Source organism: Bacillus sp. LK2 (genome assembly GCF_001043575.1).
Classification (GTDB): Bacteria; Bacillota; Bacilli; order Bacillales; family Bacillaceae_G; genus Bacillus_A; species Bacillus_A paramycoides.
Map to the genome: position 1 here is coordinate 74,449 of NZ_LDUK01000013.1, position 21,791 is coordinate 96,239.

General features: G+C 36.5%; 23 protein-coding genes and 1 pseudogene. 18 read left to right on the forward strand and 6 right to left on the reverse strand.

What is annotated here, in order from left to right; translation table 11 throughout:
* The first annotated feature begins 2 nt into the window (after positions 1–2).
* The 4 genes from VK90_RS09085 (at position 3) to VK90_RS09100 (ending at position 1,681) form a co-directional block, all read left to right on the forward strand.
* Positions 3–350, forward strand: a complete 348-nt coding sequence (locus VK90_RS09085; RefSeq protein ID WP_048372201.1) for a DUF6176 family protein — start codon at positions 3–5, stop codon at positions 348–350.
* A 70-nt stretch (positions 351–420) separates the two neighbouring features.
* Positions 421–876, forward strand: a complete 456-nt coding sequence (locus tag VK90_RS09090; protein ID WP_048372204.1) for a GNAT family N-acetyltransferase — start codon at positions 421–423, stop codon at positions 874–876.
* Positions 877–1,111: 235 nt separating this feature from the next.
* The gene (locus VK90_RS09095; RefSeq protein ID WP_082147855.1) at positions 1,112–1,411 is read left to right on the forward strand and encodes an anti sigma factor C-terminal domain-containing protein; all 300 of its coding nucleotides are present in this window, start codon (positions 1,112–1,114) and stop codon (positions 1,409–1,411) included.
* Between the two features lie 63 nt (positions 1,412–1,474).
* Complete coding sequence (locus VK90_RS09100; RefSeq protein WP_002173739.1) at positions 1,475–1,681, forward strand: hypothetical protein; 207 nt, start codon at positions 1,475–1,477, stop codon at positions 1,679–1,681.
* A gap of 12 nt (positions 1,682–1,693) precedes the next feature.
* Here the strand turns inward: VK90_RS09100 and VK90_RS09105 are convergent, their stop codons facing one another.
* Positions 1,694–2,521, reverse strand: a complete 828-nt coding sequence (locus tag VK90_RS09105; protein WP_048372206.1) for a DUF2785 domain-containing protein — start codon at positions 2,519–2,521, stop codon at positions 1,694–1,696.
* 105 nt (positions 2,522–2,626) lie between these two features.
* Here VK90_RS09105 and VK90_RS09110 point away from each other — a divergent pair.
* Positions 2,627–2,989, forward strand: a pseudogene (locus tag VK90_RS09110) (DUF3221 domain-containing protein).
* Positions 2,990–3,019: 30 nt separating this feature from the next.
* On the opposite strand, the gene pepQ reads toward VK90_RS09110, so the two are convergent.
* Entirely contained in the window at positions 3,020–4,117 is a 1,098-nt protein-coding gene (gene pepQ, locus VK90_RS09115) for a Xaa-Pro dipeptidase (RefSeq protein WP_048372208.1), read from the reverse strand.
* A 149-nt stretch (positions 4,118–4,266) separates the two neighbouring features.
* Here pepQ and VK90_RS09120 point away from each other — a divergent pair, with 149 nt between their 5' ends.
* On the forward strand, positions 4,267–4,950 hold the full coding sequence (locus tag VK90_RS09120) for a metal-dependent hydrolase (RefSeq protein WP_025147575.1): 684 nt from the start codon (positions 4,267–4,269) through the stop codon (positions 4,948–4,950).
* Positions 4,951–4,990: 40 nt separating this feature from the next.
* On the opposite strand, the gene VK90_RS30220 is transcribed toward VK90_RS09120, so the two are convergent.
* On the reverse strand, positions 4,991–5,152 hold the full coding sequence (locus VK90_RS30220) for a hypothetical protein (RefSeq protein WP_053081396.1): 162 nt from the start codon (positions 5,150–5,152) through the stop codon (positions 4,991–4,993).
* Between the two features lie 244 nt (positions 5,153–5,396).
* On the opposite strand from VK90_RS30220, the gene VK90_RS09125 reads away from it, so the two are divergent.
* The 3 genes from VK90_RS09125 to VK90_RS09135 all read left to right on the forward strand — a co-directional run bounded on the left by VK90_RS09125 (position 5,397) and on the right by VK90_RS09135 (position 8,124).
* Positions 5,397–6,710 (forward strand): CBS domain-containing protein, encoded by a 1,314-nt coding sequence (locus VK90_RS09125; protein ID WP_002173733.1) that lies wholly within the window; start codon positions 5,397–5,399, stop codon positions 6,708–6,710.
* A 119-nt stretch (positions 6,711–6,829) separates the two neighbouring features.
* On the forward strand, positions 6,830–7,771 hold the full coding sequence (locus tag VK90_RS09130) for a phosphotransferase enzyme family protein (RefSeq protein ID WP_048372211.1): 942 nt from the start codon (positions 6,830–6,832) through the stop codon (positions 7,769–7,771).
* A gap of 89 nt (positions 7,772–7,860) precedes the next feature.
* A complete protein-coding gene (locus VK90_RS09135) occupies positions 7,861–8,124 on the forward strand; it encodes a DUF3949 domain-containing protein (RefSeq protein WP_025147574.1) in 264 nt (87 codons plus the stop codon).
* Between the two features lie 7 nt (positions 8,125–8,131).
* On the opposite strand, the gene VK90_RS09140 is transcribed toward VK90_RS09135, so the two are convergent.
* Entirely contained in the window at positions 8,132–8,437 is a 306-nt protein-coding gene (locus VK90_RS09140; protein WP_002173730.1) for a YtpI family protein, read from the reverse strand.
* A 315-nt stretch (positions 8,438–8,752) separates the two neighbouring features.
* On the opposite strand from VK90_RS09140, the gene VK90_RS09145 reads away from it, so the two are divergent.
* On the forward strand, positions 8,753–9,685 hold the full coding sequence (locus VK90_RS09145; RefSeq protein WP_048372212.1) for a DHH family phosphoesterase: 933 nt from the start codon (positions 8,753–8,755) through the stop codon (positions 9,683–9,685).
* Positions 9,686–9,742: 57 nt separating this feature from the next.
* On the opposite strand, the gene ytrI is transcribed toward VK90_RS09145, so the two are convergent.
* Complete coding sequence (gene ytrI, locus VK90_RS09150; protein ID WP_002173728.1) at positions 9,743–10,246, reverse strand: sporulation membrane protein YtrI; 504 nt, start codon at positions 10,244–10,246, stop codon at positions 9,743–9,745.
* A complete protein-coding gene (locus VK90_RS09155) occupies positions 10,243–10,656 on the reverse strand; it encodes a YtrH family sporulation protein (protein WP_002034291.1) in 414 nt (137 codons plus the stop codon). The genes ytrI and VK90_RS09155 overlap by 4 nt, the downstream gene beginning before the upstream one ends.
* A gap of 42 nt (positions 10,657–10,698) precedes the next feature.
* Between VK90_RS09155 and dnaE the strand changes: the two genes are divergently transcribed.
* The 8 genes from dnaE (at position 10,699) to VK90_RS09195 (ending at position 21,575) form a co-directional block, all read left to right on the forward strand.
* Positions 10,699–14,025, forward strand: coding sequence for a DNA polymerase III subunit alpha (dnaE, locus tag VK90_RS09160; protein WP_048372215.1), 3,327 nt, complete (start codon positions 10,699–10,701; stop codon positions 14,023–14,025).
* Between the two features lie 133 nt (positions 14,026–14,158).
* A complete protein-coding gene (locus VK90_RS09165) occupies positions 14,159–15,367 on the forward strand; it encodes an NAD(P)-dependent malic enzyme (RefSeq protein WP_178938881.1) in 1,209 nt (402 codons plus the stop codon).
* A gap of 14 nt (positions 15,368–15,381) precedes the next feature.
* Positions 15,382–16,026 carry a FadR/GntR family transcriptional regulator gene (locus VK90_RS09170; RefSeq protein WP_002173725.1) on the forward strand — a complete coding sequence of 215 codons (645 nt, stop codon included), beginning with the start codon at positions 15,382–15,384 and terminating at the stop codon, positions 16,024–16,026.
* A 185-nt stretch (positions 16,027–16,211) separates the two neighbouring features.
* Positions 16,212–17,081, forward strand: coding sequence for an acetyl-CoA carboxylase, carboxyltransferase subunit beta (accD, locus tag VK90_RS09175; RefSeq protein ID WP_002173724.1), 870 nt, complete (start codon positions 16,212–16,214; stop codon positions 17,079–17,081).
* Positions 17,069–18,043: an acetyl-CoA carboxylase carboxyl transferase subunit alpha gene (gene accA / locus VK90_RS09180; RefSeq protein WP_048372219.1), complete on the forward strand. Its 975-nt coding sequence runs from the start codon at positions 17,069–17,071 to the stop codon at positions 18,041–18,043. Before accD ends, accA begins: the two co-directional genes overlap by 13 nt.
* Before the next feature lie 128 nt (positions 18,044–18,171).
* Entirely contained in the window at positions 18,172–19,131 is a 960-nt protein-coding gene (pfkA, locus tag VK90_RS09185; protein ID WP_002173722.1) for a 6-phosphofructokinase, read from the forward strand.
* Positions 19,132–19,184: 53 nt separating this feature from the next.
* Entirely contained in the window at positions 19,185–20,942 is a 1,758-nt protein-coding gene (gene pyk, locus VK90_RS09190; protein WP_048372220.1) for a pyruvate kinase, read from the forward strand.
* Between the two features lie 243 nt (positions 20,943–21,185).
* Positions 21,186–21,575 (forward strand): FxsA family protein, encoded by a 390-nt coding sequence (locus VK90_RS09195; RefSeq protein WP_048372222.1) that lies wholly within the window; start codon positions 21,186–21,188, stop codon positions 21,573–21,575.
* Positions 21,576–21,791: the final 216 nt, after the last annotated feature.

Below are 21,791 nucleotides of genomic sequence, written 5' to 3' on the forward strand. Positions count from 1 at the left end.
AAATGAATGTGGAATTAACGAGATTTAAGGTGAAGAAAGATAAAAGTCATCGTGTAGATGAATGGATGCAGCTTCTTAATGACAATATGAAAGAAGTGCTTTTGACATTAAACGACGAAAAAATGTATGTAGAGACAATTTTCCGGGAAATAAGAGATGGAGAAGAGTACTTATATTGGTATTCTGTGCAAGGAGAAGGTGGTACTCTTGTCGAAAATTCTCATCATGAAATTGATAAAAAGCATTTAGCGTTTTGGTATGAATGTATTGATGAGGATGATCCGGCTGTCGATATGAAGACGGAAGTCGTTATGATTCAAGATGTTGTGAAAGAAGCGATGGAAAAATAGAGTAGTATTTTGCAAAAGATAAAACCGTCTTCTTTTTTGCGGCAATATATATTATTGGAGATGCTGTAGGATGAGAATTAGTAATAAATATATCACTCTCGATGAAATAGAGATAATAAGAGACTCCTTAGATAAATTGCATGAATATCATAACAGTAAATCAAAATATTTTTCTGGTGATTATCCAAGAATTACATTTGAGGAACGTATTGAAGAGTATAAAAGGAATTCAAAGTATGGGGAATACAGAATTGAATTATTAATTGATTCAGAAACAGATAATATATTAGGATTTTGTATAGCATATAGTAAAAAAATAAGCGGGAAGATTGAGGTTCTATTTGTTGATGAAAAATATCGAAGAAACGGATTCGGTTTGAAATTAATGAATAGTGCAGTGGAATGGTTTAAAGAACAACAAATAGATGACATTGAATTAACAGTAGTGTACGGAAATGAAGCTGTATCGTTTTATCAAAAGCTGGGATTTTATCCACGTTCAATTATTATGACAACTAAACCATAACGATATTATAAGAATATATCTTTTAAATGAGTGGAAGTTTTTGTTTCAAAAAAATTGATTTGTATGTTGAAAAATTAAAATATATGTGAGATGCACATTAAAACAGATGTGCTTTTTATTATGAAAATTTTTTTAGAAAAGAAGCAGAAGATATTGTGCAAGATACGTTGTATAAAGCTTTATTGCTTATGTAGAGTTAAAAAATCCTAAAAGTGGCGCAAAATTAAATGTTGAAATGTCTATAAATGTTTTTGGATTTGAAGGGAGTTATGCAAAAGTAAAAGAAGGTGTGGAAAACGATTTAACAATAAACTCAAAAGGGTTTCTGTACCAAATGAAGTCTTTAGCAAAAAAAGTGAAGGTATACCAAGTGATTATTTTGAACAATACTTATAAGGAAATAAAAAACACAAAACCAAAAGACTTACCAATATACGGTGTAGTCGTAACCGGAAAAATAGAGGATTTACAAAGTTTACAAGGTGCGCCATATATTAAGGCGGCTGTAAGAGGTGTTACAGTTGAGAAATATTGATTACAACTAATTAATGTGAATAATCAGAAAATTTATGTTATAATATGGGAAAAGGAGGTTTATATGAGGCAAATACATGGAGCAATTTATATTTACATAACAATGTTTTTCGTGGGGATATCCTATGGTTTAGGGCACGTGTATTCGCATCCTATATTAACTTTTTTAAGTGGAGCATGTATGGTGATTGCGTTTCTTGTCCACCTCTTCTCAGTTTGGATCGTGAAATTTCAAATAAATATTAGTGAGATAGAAGAAGGCACTTTTTAAGAGCCTTCTTTTTTAATAATATTGGCGAAGCCCCTGTAGTAATTTTTCAATTTCGTATTCAGTTTCTTTACATATAGACATTGTACGTAATCTGAAAAATAAGCTACGTAAGAAAGATTTTATATTTCCGAATAGAAATTCGTACGAGTTAATATGTAGTGTCGGTTTTTGAACTTGCAATTGAGCTACTAGATCACGAAGGGCTAATATGAGTACTTCTTCCTCTAGACCATTTTGCAGCATTGCGACAATTGGACAAACGATACGTTCATCTTCTTCATACTTGTAATAGATGGAATGGACACAAACTTTATTTAATAAAGTTGTTAGTATTTCTCCGTAATGTGAAGTTCCCAGTTTAGGATTATTAACAAGCGCTTCAAATGTATCTGAAACATGAGCGATACTATGTGCCCAGCCACGGTCTTGAACATATCCTCGTAAGTCATGTTCTTTGGTCATATATAGAATTAATTTATCTTTTACATTTAAAATATCAGACTGTGATAAGAAATTATGTTTTGTATCAGCATCAATAATGAGCGCAATTAATAATGTCGTAAATGCTCGGGTAAATACAGCGTCATCGTCATCTAAGTGAACTTTATAAAATAAATATTTTTCACTGATGCTTTCTGATAATAGTTTCTGTAAGTGGGTGTGTGAAATATAGTCCTTCTTGATTAGATGATAAAAAGTAGAGTAAATGAGTTTGTCTCTTAAATAGCTATCGGTAACACCGATATGTTGAAGCATACTTGAACTTAAAGAATCAATATGAAGTGTGTTGTTGATTATGTAATTATTATTACGAATTTCTTCTAACTGTTGTTGTAACATATAACCCTCCTATTTTAGAAGATTCTGTATATTAATAGTATAATGGGAGGAAGAAATAGACAAGAAATAAGTTCTTTTGAATGACTCGATATGGGGGGGATCGTTATGAGGAAAGCCACGTTCTTCTTCATTAGTATTTTATTTCTAATAATATTATCAGCGTGTACTACGAAAACAGTAGAGCAAGTAGGAGTAAAAGAAGAACCTAAAGAAGGGTATGTCATATTAAGAAATGACACGGTATTTTTTGACAGTGATAAAACTTTTAAAACAAAAGCAGAGTTGCAAAATTATATAGAACAACAAATAAATAAAGAACATCCATCAGATACAATTTTGAGGCTGAATGATAAAAGCGCCTATGATTAATTAAAAACAGGGGATAAAATAAAAGTATGGTCTTCTCAAGTACTTGAAAGTTATCCAGCAAAAATGATTGTAGAGAAACTTGAAATAGTAGAGAAATAGAAAAAGGTAGCGATCACGCTACCTTTTTTATTATTTCACAAATTGTAATTCTTTCGGGAATTTCGTTAAAATTTCTGATCCGTCTTTTGTGATGTAAATATCATCTTCAATACGAACGCCACCTACGTTTGGTACGTAAATACCTGGTTCGATTGTGAAGACCATACCTTCTTTTAATAGAGAATCGTTGCCTTCTTTTACATCTGGATATTCGTGTACGCTAATTCCAAGTCCGTGACCAAGGCGGTGTGGGAAGAAGTCTCCGTAACCTGCATCTGCGATGACAGAGCGAGCAGCGTTGTCGATTGCGCCAAGTGTAACGCCTGGTTTACATGCTTCAACTGCTTGTAGTTGTCCAGCAAGTACAGTGTTGTAAATGCGAGTTTGTTCTTCAGAAATATCACCAAACGCTACTGTACGTGTAATGTCAGAGCAGTAACCTTCAATAATTACACCTAAATCAAATAGTACGAAATCGCCGCGTTTCATTTTGTTTGCACCTGGAATACCGTGTGGAAGAGCAGAGTTTGCACCTGCTAATACCATTGTATCGAATGACATTTTATGGATGCCTTTTGTTTTTAATTCATGCTCAATAATTGCTAATACTTCTAGCTCGCTGCGGTTTTCTTTAATTGCATTTACACCAACTTCAACAGCATAGTCTGCCATTTTAGCTGCTTCACGTAAAATAGAAAGTTCTTTTTCATCTTTAATTAGGCGAAGCTCACGAACTTTCTCTTCAGCTGATTTGAAAGCCGCTTTCGGGAATAATTTCGTTAACTCTTCGTAGCGCTCTACGTTTAAATGTTCTTTTTCAATTGCAACTGCATTTGCATCAATACCACGATCTTTAATTGCTTTTGCAATCATATCCCATGGTTTGTCAGTATCAGTAAATCCGATAATTTCATGTGCCCAGCCAGCGTTACGCGCTTGGCCTTCTTCCATTTTAGGACAAATTAAAATAGGTTCTTTTTCTTGGAATACAAACATACCAAGTAGTCTTTCATGTGGTTCGCAGTGGAAGTTCGTCATGTAGAAAACGTTTGGTGTAGAAGTTAAGAACGCAGCTTCTACGTTTTTTTCTTTTAGCCATTGCATTAAATTTTCTAATCTAGCATTCATCGATAGGCACCCCCGAGATATTTAATTACAAATATAACTTTACATCGGATGAAAGCGTTATGACAAGTAAATAGATGTTAGAAAAGACAGGGAATTAAGAAATCATGTAGAATAAAAAGTGTGAATGTGAATAGGGGAGGAATGAAATGATGAAAGTATCTTATCACGGGCATTCAGTTGTAAAGATTGAAACGAATGGAAAGGTTATTTTAATTGACCCATTTTTAACGGGGAATCCGAAAACAGATTTAAAAGCAGAAGATGTAAAAGTTGATGCGATTATTTTATCGCACGGACACGGTGATCATGTCGGCGATACAGTAGCACTAGCAAAAAAAAATAATGCGGTTGTTGTGGCGCCGTTTGAACTAGCGACATTTTTAGGATGGCAAGGTGTAAATACACATCCAATGCATATTGGAGGTTCACACGAATTTAACTTCGGTAAAGTGAAATTTACGCAAGCATTCCACGGTTCTAGTTATATTGATGAAGAAAATAAAACAATTACATATACAGGTATGCCAGCTGGTATTTTGTTTACGGCAGAGGAGAAAACTGTATATCATGCAGGAGATACTGCTTTATTCTCTGATATGAAGTTAATTGGAGAACTTAATAACGTTGATTTAGCATTTTTACCAATTGGTGATAATTTTACAATGGGGCCAGAAGATGCTGTTTTAGCTGCAAAATGGGTAGGTGCGAAAACAGTTGTACCGATGCATTACAATACGTTCCCAGTTATTGAACAAGACCCTTATCAATTTGTAGAAAAACTACAAAATTGTACAGGGAAAGTATTAGAAGCTGGAGAAAGTATTACACTATAAAAAAGAAACCCTTCATTTGAACAAACAAGTGAAGGGTTTTTTACGTGTGTAGCACAGCTTTTAAAGTTTGCGCTTGTTTTGGTGATTCTTTTCTTTTTGGGAGTGGCTGTTCGGGTGTTTCATTCAATTCAATTGCAACCTTTTTTCCATCTACGAAAGCTAAAAATACAGCACCTACAACCTCTAAAAATTTTTTCATCATTTATTCGCTCCTTTGTTTCATTTCTTGTCTTAATTGTATATGGAAGCGTGTGGACAAACTATCGAACGAGATGACAATACCATTACATTGTTGTAATGGAATGATTGGTGTAATGTAAGGAGCATTTTGTTATAAAAAAAATAGTACAGATATACAAAGAGAGAGTGTAACAGTTTTGAAAATATAGTATACTGAAAATACAACACATGAAGAATTTAGGGAAAAGAAAGTATGGTGAAACCATTTGGCTACCAAACATAATCAAATTTTAGAACATATTAATAGCCTGCCAGTAGGGCATAAAATTTCTGTGAGGCAAATTGCGAAAGATTTAGGTGTAAGTGAAGGGACAGCTTACAGAGCAATTAAAGATGCAGAAAATAAAGGATATGTTAGTACAATTGAACGTGTCGGAACAATTCGAATTGAACAAAAGAAGAAAGAGAATATTGAAAAACTGACATATGCAGAAGTCGTTAACATTGTCGATGGTCAAGTGCTTGGAGGCAGAGACGGACTACATAAAACATTAAATAAATTCGTAATCGGGGCTATGAAATTAGAAGCGATGATGCGCTATACAGAAGCAGGGAACTTACTTATTATCGGTAACCGTACGAACGCACATCAATTAGCATTAGAAGCTGGAGCTGCGGTGTTAATTACGGGTGGATTTGATACGGAAGATCATGTGAAGAAATTAGCAGACGAGTTAAAGCTACCGATAATTTCGAGTAGCTATGATACATTTACGGTCGCAACGTTAATTAACCGTGCTATTTATGATCAGCTTATTAAGAAAGAAATTGTACTCGTTGAAGATATTTTAACACCAATTGAAGAAACGTTATATTTAAAGCCAAGTGATACAGTACAGCAATGGCATGCCTATAATGAAGAGACGATGCATGGACGTTATCCAATTGTTGATGAAAATAAAAAGGTGTTAGGTATCGTAACTTCCAAAGATATGATTGGTGTTGTGAAAGAAACACCAATTGATAAAGTAATGACAAAGCATCCAATTACGGTAAATGGAAAAATGTCTGTCGCAGCTGCGGCACGTATGATGGTGTGGGAAGGTATTGAGTTACTTCCTGTTGTTGACGAAGGAAATAAATTACAAGGAATTATTAGCCGCCAAGATGTACTTCAGGCGCTGCAAATGATTCAGCGTCAACCGCAAGTTGGTGAAACAATTGATGATATTGTAACGAATCAATTTATGACTCCGAAAGAAGCGAAAAATGAGCATCTATACCAATTTTCAGTGACACCACAAATGACCAATTCAATCGGGACGTTATCTTACGGCGTATTCGCAACGATTGTGACAGAAGCAACGAATCGCGTCATTCGTGCGCAGAAGAAGAGTGACTTAATTGTTGAGAACTTAACCATTTATTTCGTAAAGCCAGTTCAAATTGATAATGTTGTATCAGTTCATCCGAAAGTATTAGAAATTGGGCGTAAATTTGGTAAGGTTGATGTAGAAGTGCATCATGAAGGTAATGTTGTTGGAAAAGCATTGCTTATGGTGCAATTGATCGATAAATAAAAAAGAGCGGAACAAATTAAAGCGATTTGTTCCGCTCTTTTTTGTTGAAAGAAGGGATGAAAAGGAGAGGGGGACGAAAGAGAATACTGTGTTTCATTATATGAACTAGGGGGATAGAAATGGACGTTTATATAAGAAAGCAATTATACGCGCAATATGATTTAGATGGTTTTGCGGCAGCTTCATTATTACATGGGGGAGAAAATCAAACGTACATAATAGAATCAAATAAAAATAAATTTGTTGTTAGGCAGTATAGAGAAGGACGTTATACACATAAGCAAATAGTAGCTGAAATACATTGGTTAATAGAGTTACAAAAACAAATGTTAGTACCAGAGATAGTTGTAAATAAAAATGGTGATTGCATCACATCTGTTACTGGAGATGAGGGGAGTATCCAGTATTTTGTCGTTTTTAGGTTTATAAACGGAAGTGAAATTTTAGAGCCAAAGAATATAGATTATGAAAAATTCGGATCATTAATGCGAAGTTTACATGAAAAAGCAAGTAACGTACTGAAAGGAGTGCCGCAAGATTGGGTAGGTTATGAAAGGCCTATATATAGTGAACAAAAGACGATTCAGGAGCCTTTGCAACGATTACTAAACACTTCATTTCTTTCTTGTGCGGATAAGAATAAGTGCATGAGAATCGCAGAAAGAATACAAGAACTTACAAGTTCAATTCAACTGGGAGAAAAACAATTCGTTCACGGAGATATGCATTTTGGGAATGTTCTCGTAGACAAAGAGGATTGGTATTTACTCGATTTTGATGAGTGTGGATTTGGATATAAAGAGTTTGATATTGGTGTTCCTAGATTACATTTAATTGCTTCGGGACAGTTAGAAGAGTTGTGGGGACATTTCATGATGGGATATGGGAACAATGTTTCGGAAGCAGCCATTCGACTTGGAACTGCTTCGAGAATTTTTTATATGGCAGGAAAAATACCATTAAGACTCGATATTGAACCTATTAGAAAAAATCCTGGGAATTTTATTCGGCGATATATTCAGTATGTTGAAGAAGAGCTATGCGGAGAGACAATTATATAATGAGAAATAACAGAATATTAATTCTTTTAGATTATATACTATGTTATAATCGGATTGTAAGATAATGGATGTCGGAAGGGGGATGCAATATGTCATCAGAATTACTCTTTTTTGGTGGTATCGCACTCTTTTACTTTCTTGTGATGATACCAATTCAATACTTATATTTACAAGGATTAAATGAAAAAAAGAAACGAACAGGATTATCTCAGCAAGAACTATACAAACAGATGTCCTTTGAAGAAGAACAATTACATTTTCACGTACAAGGCAATCTATTTAATATACCTTCTGCGTTTGTTGCAAGTATGATTTTGAAGATTAAGGGACGTAAAAAAGCATCACAATATTGATGCTTTTTTACGTTGTTTTATAAGATTCAGCTTCTTTTACTGCTAACGGTAGAAAGTGTTTATATTGGCGGAATCCATTAAATGTACTCGCAGTGCCAAATAAAATAAACAAAACACCAACGATGATGCGGGCAGTCGAAAGCTCTAAAAAAAATTGGTTTATCCCAAAGAATAGGACGAATAAGCCGAGTGCCATAGCGGATTTCCCTGAGAGCCAACCTTTCTCCATTGGACGGTTTGTACGAAAGAATTTTGTTTTATAGAAGAGATACAACATAAATGAGACGATAATACAGAAGACTAATACTGGCATAATGCACACTCCCATCGCTTTGTATAAAATAGTAGAGAATGAAGAGATATCTAAACTTTCTAATTTTTATTATAAAGCAATTGTTCGCATGTATGAAATATTTTCCGCTATAATGGAGGATAAAGTGAAACTTTAATTAATGTGGGGATATTTCCCCCCCACACTAATTATTAGTTGAACGAATCGGGCTTTTACGTGCAGCCCGACTCCCGCTTAACTTTGTCTCATTGGTTTCAATGTATTTTGAGGTGGGAGTCTTACTGCACGTTAATGCGGGATAAAGTGAAGAAGTTGAATGAAAAGGAGATTATACATATGCATGAACAAATTTTAGGAGCAATTAAAGAGTTCGATACAATTATTATTCATCGTCATGTGCGTCCGGATCCAGATGCGTTAGGTTCTCAGTGCGGACTTGGTACAATTTTGCAAGAATCGTTTCCAGAGAAAAATATTTATATGGTTGGGTACAATGAGCCTTCTTTATCGTTTTTACGAGTAATGGATGATATTGAAGATAGTGTATATGAAGATGCACTTGTTATCGTTTGTGATACAGCAAATCAAGAGCGTGTTTGTGATCAGCGTTATAAAAAAGGAAAGATGTTAATTAAAATTGATCATCATCCAAATGAAGATCCGTACGGAGATATTACGTGGGTGGATACGACAGCAAGCTCTACAAGTGAGCTTATTTATGAGTTTTATTCTTATGGAAAAGATAAAGGATTAACGATTCCAAAGGAAGCAGCTCGCCTTATTTTAGCGGGGATTGTTGGAGATACAGGCCGCTTCTTATTCCCAAATACAACAGCAAAAACGCTTCGTTACGTAAGTGAGCTTGTCGAAATGGAAGTTAAATTTACGGATTTATACAACGAAATGTATAAGACAAAAGAAAAGATTGCTCGTTTAAACGGTTATATTTTACAAAACTTTACGATGGTAGAAGAAGGAGCAGCGTACATTAAATTAACGAAAGAGGTATTAGAAAAGTTTGATGTACTTCCTTCTGAAGCATCTGGTGTTGTCGGAGCGCTTGGTAATATTGATGGATTAAAGGCGTGGGTTCTATTTTTAGAGGAAGACGATGTTATTCGTGTTCGTCTTCGTTCAAAAGGACCGGTTATTAATAAATTAGCAATGCAATATAACGGTGGAGGACATCCGATGGCTTCTGGTGCAAAAGCATCTTCTTGGGAAGAAGCGGATCGTCTTTTTGCTGATTTACGTGAGCTATGTAAATAAGAGCTTATATGTTAAAACGAAAAGAAGGAGAGGCGTAGAAGCCCTCCTTCTTTTCATTTATTTTTCTTTCTCTATATCAATACTAATTTCAAGTACGGTATCAAAAGAGACTGTGTCTACTTTAAAGCGATATATACGATCGTAATGTTTGTACGTTTTATTTTCGATTACCTTTTTGAGGAGGTCTTTATTTTTGGCGATGCTTTGAATGTTTTTCGTTAAAAGATGTTGGAGATCGTTATGGATAGAAGTGGTCATATTTTCGAGTGTAAGGTTGTCTAAGTCATATTTTTCTCGATTTATAATTTTTATTTTGATTTCTTGAATTGTTAAGAGTCGCTTATTTTCCGTATTCAATTTCTCTTGATCTTCGAGAAGGACGTGGAGTTTTGCTTCTTGCTTTTCTATAATTTCTTTTTGTTCTGCTATTTTACTAGCTTGTTCTTGCTGGAAAACACCGTATATGTACAAAAAAATAAACCAGCTCAAAACCCCTCCAACAGCAGCACCAGCTAAAACTAAATACCACCTTTTTGCTGTATTGGCACTTGGTACTCTCATACATGTTCCTGTGTAAGCCATTTAATAATAATAAGACCAGTTTGCATACCACCAGTTGCGAAAAAAATAAGGAGAATTTGTTTTACGATATCTTTCATATCTCCGCCAAAGAAGCTTCTTTCAAAGCTATAAAAGGTATCGAACGTTCCGCCAATTGCTGCAACGAGTGCCCAAATTCTTAAATTTTGGGCAAATTGATTAATATAAGTTAGAGCTGGTTTTCCGATGAGAAATGCACCAAATCCACCAATTAATGAACCACCAAGTATAACTCCAAAGGCAATAAAGTAACTAATAATAAGCAGAGAGAAAAAAGTATGTTCTCTTACATCCATCGTCATTCCCCTTTCTTCTTCATATATATGGACAAAGTATGAGAAGTATGTTTTGATTTCCGCTTTCCTCATCACCTATAATAAAAGTAGTCAAATAGGTAAAGAGAGGGTACAACAGTGAAGTTTGTGCATTTACAATGTCAAACCGTTTTTAGTTTATTAAAGAGTGCTTGTAAAATTGATGAGCTTGTCATTCGGGCGAAAGAGCTTGGATTTTCATCGCTGGCCATTACGGATGAAAATGTCATGTATGGAGTTATTCCGTTTTATAAAGCATGCAAGAAAAATGGTATACAGCCTATTATCGGCTTAACAGCCTCTATTTTTAGTGAAGAGGAAGAAAGGTCTTATCCACTCGTCTTACTCGCTGAGAATGAAATAGGCTATCAAAATTTATTAAAGATTTCTAGCAGTATTATGACGAAGTCAAAAGAGGGTATTCCGAAGAAATGGCTTGCTCATTATGCGAAAGGATTAATTGCGATTTCACCAGGGAAAGATGGGGAAATTGAACAGTTATTATTAGAAGACAAAGAGAGTCAGGCTGAAGAAGTAGCCCGCGCGTATCAAAATATGTTCGGCAATTTTTATATAAGTTTACAGTATCACGCGATTCAAGATGAACTGCTTTTGCAAGAAAAACTGCCTGAATTTATTCATAAGGTAAACGTTCCAGTCGTTGCAACAAATGATGTGCGCTACATTAATCAAAGCGATGCACTTGTTCATGAATGTTTATTATCTGTTGAGGGTGGAACGAAAATGACTGATCCAGATAGGCCGAGGATGAAAACGGATCAGTATTATTTAAAGTCGTCGGATGAAATGGAAGCACTATTTTCTCATACTGAGGAAGCGATTCAAAACACAATAAAAATCGCGGAGCGTTGCCAAGTGGAGATTCCTTTCCAGGTAAATCAACTACCTAAGTTTCCTATTCCATCTAACGAGACGAGTGATATGTACTTGCGCCGTGTTTGTGAAGAGGGCTTGCAGAAACGATATGGCGTGCCGAAAGAAGTGCATATAAAGCGTTTGGATCATGAATTAAATGTTATTTCCCGCATGGGATTTAGTGATTATTTCCTCATTGTATGGGACTTTATGAAATATGCACATGAAAATCATATTTTAACAGGACCAGGACGTGGATCAGCAGCTGGTTCGCTCGTTTCTTATGTATTGGAAATTACAGATATTGATCCGATTGAATATGACTTATTATTTGAAAGGTTTTTAAATCCGGAACGTGTGACACTTCCAGATATTGATATTGATTTTCCAGATATAAGACGTGATGAGATGATTCGATATGTGAAAGATAAATATGGTCAGCTTCGTGTTGCACAAATTGTAACGTTCGGAACCCTTGCAGCAAAAGCTGCAATTAGAGACATTGCTCGTGTAATGGGGCTACCGCCAAGAGATATTGACATATTTTCAAAACTTATTCCATCAAAGCTTGGTATAACATTAAAAGATGCATATGAGGAATCACAATCACTCCGTGAGTTTATACAAGGGAATCTTTTGCATGAGCGTGTGTTTGAAATTGCAAAACGTGTAGAGGGATTACCGCGGCATACGTCTATTCATGCAGCTGGCGTTATTATGAGCCAAGAACCGTTAACGGGAAGTGTAGCAATTCAAGAAGGGCATAACGATGTTTATGTTACGCAATATCCAGCTGATGTATTAGAAGAACTTGGCCTGTTAAAGATGGACTTTTTAGGTTTACGTAATTTAACGTTACTTGAAAATATTATGAAGTTTATCGTTAAAAAAACGGGGGAACAAATTGATATAAGAAATCTACCTCTTCAAGATGAAAAGACGTTTCAATTGTTAGGGAGAGGGGATACAACAGGTGTGTTCCAGCTTGAATCAGGTGGTATGCGAAATGTACTTCGCGGGTTAAAACCGAATGAATTTGAAGACATAGTCGCTGTTAACTCGTTATACAGACCAGGACCGATGGAACAAATTCCAACCTTTATTGAATCGAAGCATGGAAAAAGAGGAATTGAATATTTACATCCAGATTTAAAGCCGATTTTAGAACGAACATACGGCGTAATTGTATACCAAGAACAAATTATGCAAATCGCATCGAAGTTAGCTGGATTTTCGCTCGGAGAAGCGGATTTACTGCGCCGTGCAGTGAGTAAAAAGAATCGTGATATTTTAGATCAAGAACGTAAACATTTTGTTCAAGGTTGTTTGAAAAATGGATACGACGAGACATCATCAGAACAAATTTATGATTTAATTGTAAGATTTGCGAATTACGGTTTTAACCGAAGTCACGCTGTAGCTTACAGTATGATCGGATATCAGCTTGCATACTTAAAAGCCAATTATACGCTGGAATTTATGACAGCATTATTATCAAGTGCAATTGGTAATGAAGATAAGATTGTGCAGTATATACGAGAAACGAAGCGGAAAGGTTTTCACGTCTTACCGCCGTCTCTTCAGAGAAGTGGTTACAATTTCCAAATAGAAGGAAATGCGATTCGTTATAGTTTACTTTCGATTCGGAATATCGGAATGGCTACAGTGACTGCGTTATTGGAAGAACGAGAGAACAAAATGTTCGAAGATTTATTTGAATTTTGTCTTCGTATGCCATCAAAGTTTGTCACAGAGCGAAATTTAGAGGCTTTCGTCTGGTCTGGATGTTTTGACGATTTTGGTGTTTCGAGGACGACTTTATGGAAAAGTCTTAAAGGGGCGTTAGAGTACGCAAACCTTGCACGTGATTTAGGAGATGCTGTTCCGAAATCAAAATACGTACAAGGAGAAGAGCTATCCTTTATTGAACAGTTAAATAAAGAGAAGGAAGCACTCGGTTTTTATCTATCTAGCTATCCGACAGCGCAGTATGTGAAGTTAGGAAAAGAATTAGAAATTCCATCTCTTGCTCAGGCGATGCGACATAAGAAAAAAGTACAAAGGGCAATCGTATATATAACAAGTGTGAAAGTTATTCGTACGAAAAAGTTGCAAAAGATGGCGTTTATTACATTCTGTGATCAAAATGATGAAATGGAAGCTGTTCTTTTCCCGGAAACATATATACATTTTTCAAACAGGCTACAAGAAGGAGAAATTGTTTTAGTTGATGGCACGATTGAGCAAAGAAATCATAAGTTACAATGGATTGTGAATGGACTATATCCGCTAGAAGAAATGGATGTTTATGAAGAGATGAAAGAAGCGTCTGTTTACGTGAAGTTGCCGTCTCAGTATGAAAAAAAGCTTGTAAATCAAGTTACAAAAACATTGTTTGACTATTCAGGTTTTGCGAAAGTACTAATTTATTATGAAAAGGAACATAAAATGGTACAATTATCTCGAAGTTTATCAATTCATCCAAGTGAAGAATGTTTAGGAGCACTTCGTGAAATTGTCGGTGACGAAAATGTCGTTGTGAAAATATAATGGACAATTTCCCTACACTTCGATTATTATAGTAGTAGTGTTCGTGGTCAGACCACTTGGAGAAATTGATATCAGCAAGAATAATTTGAGGAGAGTGGATAGTTTGTCAACACTTCGTGAAGAAGCACTTCACATGCATAAAGTGCATCAAGGAAAATTAGAAACTGTATCAAAAGTAAAAGTAGAAAATGCAAAAGATTTAAGTCTTGCATATTCTCCAGGGGTAGCAGAGCCTTGTAAAGAAATTTATGACGATAAAAGTAAGGTATATGAATATACAATGAAGGGAAATATGGTAGCAGTTGTGACAGATGGAACAGCTGTACTTGGTCTTGGTAACATTGGACCTGAAGCATCTCTTCCAGTAATGGAAGGTAAAGCTGTATTATTCAAGAGCTTTGCTGGTGTAGATGCATTCCCAATTGCCTTAAATACAAACGATGTAGATAAAATTGTTGAAACTGTAAAATTAATGGAACCAACTTTTGGTGGTGTAAACTTAGAAGATATCGCAGCACCAAATTGCTTCATTATTGAAGAACGTTTGAAAAAAGAGACAAATATTCCTATCTTCCATGATGATCAACACGGAACAGCTATCGTAACAGTAGCAGGCCTTGTGAACGCGCTGAAATTAGTTGGGAAGAAAATGTCTGACATTAAAGTTGTCGCAAATGGCGCAGGTGCAGCAGGTATTGCAATCATTAAACTTTTATATCGCTATGGTGTACGTGACGTTATTATGTGTGACCGTAAAGGTGCGATTTATGAAGGTCGTCCTGTCGGTATGAATCCCGTGAAGGATGAAGTTGCAAAATATACAAATAAGAATCGTATAGAAGGTTCTTTAGCTGACGTTGTAAAAGGTGCGGACGTATTCATTGGTGTATCTGCAGAAGGTGCATTAACGGAGGAGATGGTTCGTACAATGAATGACGATGCGATTATTTTCGCAATGGCGAATCCGGTTCCAGAAATTATGCCAGAATTGGCAAAAGCAGCGGGCGCAGCTGTTGTTGGAACAGGTCGTTCTGACTTCCCGAACCAAGTAAATAATGTACTAGCGTTCCCTGGTATTTTCCGCGGTGCACTTGATGTACATGCGACACAAATTAATGAAGAAATGAAGATGGCAGCTGTAAAAGCCATTGCAGAGCTTGTATCAGAGGATGAGTTGAATGCAGATCATATCATTCCAGCGCCGTTTGACGCGCGTGTAGCGCCTCAAGTAGCGGCTTACGTTGCGAAAGCAGCAATGGAGACAGGAGTAGCTCGCCGTCAAGTAGATCCAAATGAAGTCGCTGAGAAAACAAAACAATTAGCGCTGATTGGTAAAGAATAAGCGAGGAATTTCCATTGACATCATCAAATACAAAAGTATATCTCGAAATTGTAAAAAAAATCCGTTCCATTATGGAAGAGGATGGTTTAGTAGCGGGGGATCGTTTGCCGTCTGAGCGTGAGTTAAGTTCACGTCTAAACGTTGGACGTTCCTCTGTAAGAGAAGCATTGCGTGCTTTAGAATTGGTAGGGTTAATTGAAACAAGACGCGGTGAGGGGACGTTTATTCGAAACTTTTACGATAACGGTCTTGTACAATTAATTGCTCCGTTTCTACTGCAAGATGAGAAAACAATTCGTGATTTATTACAAACAAAACGATTGCTTGAGAAAGATATGATTCGAATTGTATGTAATTTACCGAAAGAAGCGTTTTCTAAAGTGCTAAGTAAATTACACCAAGTGCTTGAAGAAAACGCAAGTTCAATTCCGATGCTTCATCAAACGTTCTTTAAAACACTTATTGAACAAGTCGATAATTATTTACTATATCGCATTTGGATGATCGTAAATGATTACGTTGCAACTCTTTCTTGTGAAGTTTCAGGAGATTCTATCGAATTGTATAGAAAGCTGTATGCTACTTTGGAAGTGAAACAAGAAAATGATGCGTTAAAAATTTACGATGAATTAGTAGAGAATATACAGTTTCACTCGTAATGTATAAAATTTGTCGAAATGACCATGACACGTTATGACAAACATTCTACCGCATAGCGGTTAAAGTTAAACGTAAAGAGAGAGGTTATTAGACAGATTGAGAAGATAAGGCTAACATCAAACTTTGGTGTTAGCCCCATTTTCTTCTTACGCTAACCTTAGCTCTCAACGAAGGGGGTCAAATTGTGCTAAGAGATTTATTCGTGAAAAAGAAAAAGTACGCTGCAATACCTTCAGAACAAGTACGAAAAGATGTACCAGATGGCGTTATGACAAAATGTCCGAAATGTAAAAAAATCATGTATACGAAAGAGCTTCTTAAGAATTTAAAAGTATGCGTAAATTGTGGATATCATCATCCAATGAATGCATGGGAACGTCTTGACAGTATATTGGACGAAGGTTCATTTCGTGAGTATGACAAAGAGATGGTTTCATTAAATCCACTTGAGTTTCCAGGATATGAAGAGAAACTAGAAAACGATCGTAAGAAGACTGAATTGAATGAAGCGGTTGTAACTGGTGAAGGAACAATTGATGACATGCTTGTTGTTGTTGCAGTAATGGATTCTCGTTTTCGAATGGGCAGTATGGGCTCTGTTGTAGGAGAAAAAATTGCCCGTGCAGTTGAAAAGGCATACGACTTACAAGTTCCATTTATTATCTTTACTGCGTCGGGTGGTGCCCGTATGCAAGAAGGGATATTAAGTTTAATGCAAATGGCGAAAACAAGCGTAGCTTTGAAAAAGCATAGTAATGCAGGAGGGTTATTTATTTCTGTTATGACTCACCCGACGACGGGCGGGGTTTCAGCGAGTTTCGCTTCACTTGGTGATTATAATCTTGCAGAGCCAGGTGCACTTATCGGATTTGCTGGTAGACGTGTAATTGAACAAACAGTGCGTGAGAAACTGCCGGAAGATTTCCAAACGGCAGAATTTTTACTAGAGCACGGTCAATTAGATGCGGTTGTGCATCGTGATGATATGAGAGAATCACTCCGTAAGATTTTAGAAGTTCATCAAGGAGGGGAAATGGCTGTATGGCAGAGCTAGAATTTGAGAAACCAGTTGTAGAGCTAAGAAATAAGATTCGTGAACTGAAAGACTATACGAAAAACAGCCAGATGGACTTCAGTGAGGAGATTCGTATTTTGGAAGACAAGCTAGAACATTTAGAGGAAGATATATACGGCAATATGAAAGTATGGGACCGTGTTCAAATTGCTCGTCATGCAGAACGACCGACAACGCTCGATTATATTGAGCACTTATTTACTGATTTTTTTGAATGTCATGGAGATCGCCTATTTGGCGATGATGCAGCGATTGTCGGCGGCATTGCGAAATATAAGGGAATGCCTGTAACTGTAATTGGGCATCAACGCGGAAAAGATACGAAAGAAAATATTCGTCGTAATTTTGGGATGCCTCATCCAGAAGGATATCGAAAAGCACTGCGTTTAATGAAACAAGCGGAAAAGTTCAATCGTCCAATTATTTGTTTCATTGATACGAAGGGAGCTTATCCTGGTAAAGCAGCTGAAGAGCGTGGTCAAAGTGAAGCTATTGCCCGTAATTTATTTGAAATGGCCGGTTTAACTGTACCTGTTATTTGTATTGTTATCGGTGAAGGTGGTAGTGGTGGTGCGCTAGGTCTTGGAGTAGGAGATTACATTCATATGCTAGAAAATTCCACTTATTCTGTTATTACACCAGAGGGTGCGGCAGCAATTCTTTGGAAAGACGCTGGAAAAGCGAAAGAGGCTGCAGAAGCGATGAGAATTACAGCATTAGATTTGAAAGAATTAGGTGTAATTGACGAAATTATTCCAGAGGCGCGAGGCGGGGCGCATCGTAATGTTTTGAAACAATCAGAAAATATAGATTTAATGCTTAGAAAAACTTTTGAACAATTAAGCGGAATTTCGAAAGATGAATTAATCGAAAAACGTTATGAAAAATATATGAAAATTGGGCAAGTTTCGTTTTCAAACGCTTCCATTTGGATAAAATAATAAAAGCGTGCGTTCCTCTTCGCGAATGCACGTTTTTATTATGAAAAGACACATCTTCTCCATTGTGTTTTTATATTTTTTCGTGTTATTTTATTATAAGGCAAATAATCTTTATGAGGTGAGTACAAATGAAACGTATTGGTGTATTAACAAGTGGTGGAGATTCACCTGGTATGAATGCTGCCATTCGTGCAGTTGTTCGTAAAGCGATTTTCCATGATATTGAAGTATATGGTATTTACCATGGATACGCTGGTTTAATTTCTGGTCATATTGAAAAATTAGAACTTGGTTCTGTTGGCGATATTATCCACCGTGGTGGTACAAAATTATATACAGCAAGATGTCCTGAGTTTAAAGACCCAGAAGTACGACTTAAAGGAATCGAGCAATTAAAGAAACATGGTATTGAAGGACTTGTTGTTATTGGTGGAGATGGTTCTTACCAAGGCGCAAAAAAATTAACTGAGCAAGGATTCCCATGTGTAGGTGTACCAGGTACAATCGACAATGATATCCCTGGAACAGACTTCACAATTGGTTTCGATACAGCTTTAAATACTGTTATTGATGCAATTGATAAAATCCGTGATACAGCTACATCTCATGAACGTACATATGTTATTGAAGTAATGGGACGTCACGCTGGAGATATCGCATTATGGGCTGGTTTAGCTGATGGTGCAGAAACTATCTTAATCCCAGAAGAAAAGTATGACATGGATGATGTTATCGCTCGTCTGAAACGCGGTAGTGAACGTGGTAAAAAGCACAGTATTATCGTTGTAGCTGAAGGTGTTGGAAGTGCAATTGACATCGGTAAGCACATTGAAGAAGCAACAAACTTTGATACTCGTGTAACTGTATTAGGTCACGTACAACGTGGTGGATCACCAAGTGCACAAGACCGTGTATTAGCAAGTCGTCTTGGTGCAAGAGCAGTTGAATTATTAATTGCTGGTAATGGCGGACGTTGTGTTGGTATTCAAAACAATAAACTTGTTGATCATGACATTATCGAAGCGTTAGCTCAAAAGCATACAATCGATAAAGATATGTATCAATTATCTAAAGAATTATCCATCTAATTGACTTAATGTCAGATATTTGGGAACGGTTTCATAATTTTCGGAGGTGCAATATGCGTAAAACTAAAATTGTATGTACTATAGGTCCTGCTAGTGAAAGTATTGAGAAATTAGAGCAATTAATCGAAGCGGGTATGAACGTTGCTCGTTTAAACTTCTCTCACGGTAGCCATGAAGAGCATGGAGCTCGTATTAAAAACATTCGTGAAGCTTCAAAGAAAACTGGTAAAACAGTTGGTATTTTACTTGATACAAAAGGCCCAGAAATCCGTACACATGACTTCGTAGACGGACAAGCTGAGCTTGTAACAGGTGCAGAAGTAATTCTTTCTACTGAACAAGTATTAGGAACTGCAGAGAAGTTCTCTGTATCTTATGCTGGTCTTTATGATGATGTAGACCCAGGTTCTCGCATTCTAATCGATGACGGTCTTATCGAACTAGAAGTAATCGAGAAAGCTGACGGAAATATCCGTACAAAAGTATTAAACAGCGGAACTGTAAAAAATAAAAAAGGTGTTAACGTACCAAACGTAAGCATTAAGCTTCCTGGTATCACTGAAAAAGACGTTAAAGATATCGTTTTCGGTATCGAACAAAAAGTTGATTTCATCGCAGCATCTTTCGTACGTAAAGCATCTGACGTATTAGAAATCCGTGAATTATTAGAAGAGCATAACGCTCAGTATATCCAAATCGTACCAAAAATCGAAAACCAAGAAGGTATCGACAATATCGATTCAATCTTAGAAGTTTCTGACGGTTTAATGGTAGCTCGTGGTGATATGGGTGTAGAAATTCCACCAGAAGAAGTACCATTAGTGCAAAAACGTCTAATCAAAAAATGTAACGTATTAGGCAAACCAGTTATTACTGCAACGCAAATGTTAGATTCTATGCAACGTAACCCACGTCCAACTCGTGCGGAAGCAAGTGACGTAGCAAACGCAATCTTCGATGGTACAGATGCAATCATGCTTTCAGGTGAAACTGCTGCGGGTCAATATCCTGTAGAAGCTGTAACAATGATGGCTAACATTGCAGTACGTGTTGAAAAATCATTACAATATGAAGATATGTTCAAAAAACGTATTAAAGAGTTCACTCCAACAATTACAGATGCAATTAGTCAATCTGTTGCGCACACAGCACTTGCTCTTGATGTAGCTGCAATCGTAGCTCCAACAGAAAGTGGATATACTGCGAAAATGATCTCTAAATACCGTCCGAAATCTCCAATCGTAGCTGTAACATCTGACGAGCAAGTAGGACGTCGTCTTGCACTTGTTTGGGGTGTTCAAGCGTTTATGGCTGGAAAACGTGCAGCTTCTACTGACGAAATGTTAGATACTGCAATTCAAACAGGTATGGATGCAGGTCTAATTGGACTTGGAGATACTGTAGTAATCACTGCTGGTGTTCCAGTTGCTGAAACTGGTACAACAAACTTAATGAAAATCCACGTTGTTGGTGAAGAAGTTGCTAAAGGGCAAGGTATCGGTCGTAAAGCTGCAAAAGGTAAAGTAGTTGTAGCGAAAACAGCTGCTGAAGCTGTAGCGAACGTAAACAAAGGTGATATCCTTGTTACTACAAGCACTGATAAAGATATGATTCCTGCAATTGAAAAAGCTGCTGCTCTAGTAGTTGAAGAAGGTGGCTTAACAAGCCATGCAGCTGTTGTAGGTGTATCAATCGGTATTCCTGTTATCGTTGGTGTAAACGGCGTAACAACAACTTTAAAAAATGGCCAAGAAGTAACAGTTGATGCAGCACGCGGAATTGTTTATAATGGACATGCGGAAGTGCTATAAGAAGTAATACGGAGAGAAGGAGCGGAGTCCTTCTCTTTTTTTTACACAAAAAAGGGTAGAGATAGCTTTAAATACCTGAAATCGCTTTGGAAAACGTTTGTTATAATGTTTAATGGCCGAAGGTTATTTATCTTTTATAGAGCTTATATGAGCGTTGTGAGAGGCTTATAAAGCCATGATAGATGTGATGAGGGAGAGGCGATATTTGAGCTTTTTGAATGAAATATGAAGGAGTGTGGAGTTATGAAGTGGTTACTATGCTTGCTTATTTTAATACCGGCGATTGAGATTACGGTATTAATTGTGTCGAGTCATGTAATAGGTTTATGGTCTACGTTCGCTATGATTATATTTACGGGTATTGTAGGTGTGTATTTGGCGAAACGACAAGGGTTTAAAGTGCTTAGAGAGATTCAATTTAGGTTAAATAGAGGAGAAATGCCGGGTGATGCGGTTCTAGATGGTATTTTTATATTCGTAGGAGGTATTCTTTTGGTGTTACCGGGATACGTAACGGATATACTTGGTTTTATCTTTGTTGTTCCTGCGACGAGGGCTTTATTAAAACCGCTTGTTATGAAGTGGATTGATTGGAAATTTAGAAAGAGAACTACTATTATTGTTCAAAAATAAAGCGTGGATCATTATGATCCACGCTTTATTTTTTTTGTTTGTTAATTATGGCTGCTTAGACTTCAGTTGGAATATGAGTTTTTTGTGAAAGTTAGATTGTTGTCAGCTGATAATCAATAGGGATAGAGAGTGGTTCTTGTAAATTAAATGTTTACTTTAGGGAATGTTCTTTCCTCTGTCGAGGTTTGATTAGTGTAAAGAAGATAGGTGAGGGGA